The sequence below is a fragment of the Micromonospora sp. 4G55 genome, assembly GCF_016803375.1.
On the sequence record NZ_JAEVHN010000873.1, the window covers coordinates 1 to 2,185 of the forward strand.

Here is a 2,185-nt window from a genome sequence, read left to right on the forward strand (position 1 = left end):
CGTAGCGGGTCGGGGGGCCGACGGTGGCGGTGAGCATGGCCTGGGTGATCCGTTGACGCAGCCGCCACGGCAGCCGGCGGGCCAGCGCCCCGTTGAGGGTGTCCGACGGGCGGCCGAGCAGGTGCTTGGGCACCACCCACACGCCGCGGCGCAGCGACAGCAGGGTGCGTGCGGCGGCGTACGAGGCGTCGACGGCGATGTCCATCGCGGAGTTGCCGCCGCCGACGACCAGCACCCGCCGGCCGGCGAGCTGTTCGGGCCCGCGGTAGGCGTGGCTGTGCAGCTGCTGGGCGGTGCCGGTGCCCGGGGGCGGCGGGACGGGTGACTTCGGCACCCGGTTGTGCCCGTTGGCGACGACCACGGCGGCGACGGTGACGCTGACCGGCCCGTCGGGTCCGTCGGCGTGCACGGTCCACCGGTCGCCGGCTTCGGGAACGACCCGGTCGACGGTGTGCCGCAGCCGGACCGACCGGTGCAGGCCGAACCGGTCGGCGTAGTCGGCGAGCCAGCCGGCGACCCGGGTGTGGTCGGGGTAGTCGGGCCAGTGCGCCGGCATCGGGTGCTCGGCGAACTCGGTCCGCCTCCTGCTGGTGTTCAGGTGCAGCGTCCGGTACGCCGGCGAGCCGGGCGACCCGTAGACCCACAGGCCGCCGACCCGGTCGCCGGCCTCGAAGCAGACCGCGGGCACGCCGGCGTCGGCGAGGGCCTTGAGGGTGGCCAGCCCGGCCGCGCCCGCCCCGATCACCGCCACGGACGGTGGTGCGCCCATCCCCGCCTCCCCTCCCACATTAAATCCAACGACTGTCGGATAATGGTCGCGGGTGGGGCCGCGCGTCAAGAGCCGTACAGGCCGTCGAGGAAGCGGTGCACGAAGGCGCGGAACTCGCGGCGCTCGCGGGCCTGCGATCCGCCGCCGGCGGCCAGGGCCACCACGTGCCCGTGCACCGCCCAGACCAGGCTGCGCACGGTGACGTGCGGGGTGGGCTCGGCCAGCGCGCCGGTCGCCGCGGCGGCGGTGAGCAGCTCGGCGACCAGCCGGTACAGCGGCGCCGCGTACCGCTCGTCCAGCTCGGCGTGGCGCTGCGGCTCCAACCAGCGGCGCAGCCACAGCGCGGTGGTCTCCGGCCGGTCCTCCAGGAAGTCCACGAACACGTCGACCAGCTCGTGCAGCGCCCGCAGCGCCTCGCCCGGCCCCGCGTCCAGAGCCGTCCGGGCCCGCGCCGTCGCCTCCTCCAGAGCCGCCCGCTCGGCCGCGAACACCCGCGCGAAGCAGGCGTCGTAGAGCTGCGCCTTCGTACCCGTGTGGTGCGAGACCGTGGCCACGTCGACGCCGGCGGCGGCGGCGACCTCCCGGAGCCCGACGGCGTCAAGCCGCGTCGGGCGAACAGCTCGGTCGCCGCGGCGAGCACCACCTCGCGGGTCTGCCGGGTCTCGTCGCGGCGGGGACGGCCCGGGCGGCGTCGGGGCATGGTCATGCCGGCCATTGTGCCCCTACAATCCAGCATCCGTTGGATTGGCCGGGAGGAGACGCGGCATGACCGGGCTCGACCAGCAGCCGACCAGCGCGGAGGCGGCCCTGCCCCGCGGTCCGCTGCTCGGCTTCGCCGCCGGCTCGCTCGGCATGGGCATCTGGGTCACCGTGCCCGGCCTACTGCTGCTCTACTTCCTCACCGACGTGCTGGCCGTCGCCCCCTGGCTGGCCGGGTTGGCGCTGCTGCTGCCCAAGGTCGTCGACGTGCTGCTGCACCCGTGGGTCGGGTACCGCTGCGACGTCGAACAGGCCCGCCGCGGCGACCGGCGGCGACTGTTGCTGCTCGGCTGCGCCCTGCCGGTGGCCTTCGCGGCGCTCTTCGCGGTGCCCGGCGGGCTGACCGGCGCGCCCGCCGCCGCCTGGGTGGCGGTCCTCTTCGTCGCCGGCAACCTGCTCTTCGCCGCCTACCAGGTCCCCTACCTGGCCACCCCCGCCGACCTGCGGATCGGCTACCACGAGCGGACCCGGCTGATGGCCTTCCGGATGGTGGTGCTGACGCTGGGCATCCTCGTCTCCGGTCTGCTGGCCCCGCTGCTGGCCGGCGGGGACGCCGCCACCCGGGGCGGCTACCAGCGGATGGGCGCGCTCCTCGCCGCCGGGATGCTGGCCGCCATGCTGGTCGGCGTCGCCGGCATCGCCCGGTTGCGCCGGGCC

The 2,185-nt window shown here is 75.8% G+C and carries 3 protein-coding genes; 1 reads left to right on the plus strand and 2 read right to left on the minus strand.

What is annotated here, in order from left to right; all coding sequences use genetic code 11:
* Together JNW89_RS35490 and JNW89_RS35495 are read right to left on the minus strand one after the other, a co-directional pair.
* Positions 1-769, minus strand: a 769-nt coding sequence (locus JNW89_RS35490) for an NAD(P)/FAD-dependent oxidoreductase (protein WP_238452344.1), incomplete at its 3' end; no start/stop codon positions are given.
* Between the two features lie 65 nt (positions 770-834).
* Entirely contained in the window at positions 835-1,323 is a 489-nt protein-coding gene (locus tag JNW89_RS35495; protein WP_238452345.1) for a TetR/AcrR family transcriptional regulator, read from the minus strand.
* A 211-nt stretch (positions 1,324-1,534) separates the two neighbouring features.
* Here JNW89_RS35495 and JNW89_RS35500 point away from each other — a divergent pair.
* On the plus strand, positions 1,535-2,185 hold a 651-nt coding region (locus tag JNW89_RS35500; protein WP_238452346.1), incomplete at its 3' end, for an MFS transporter.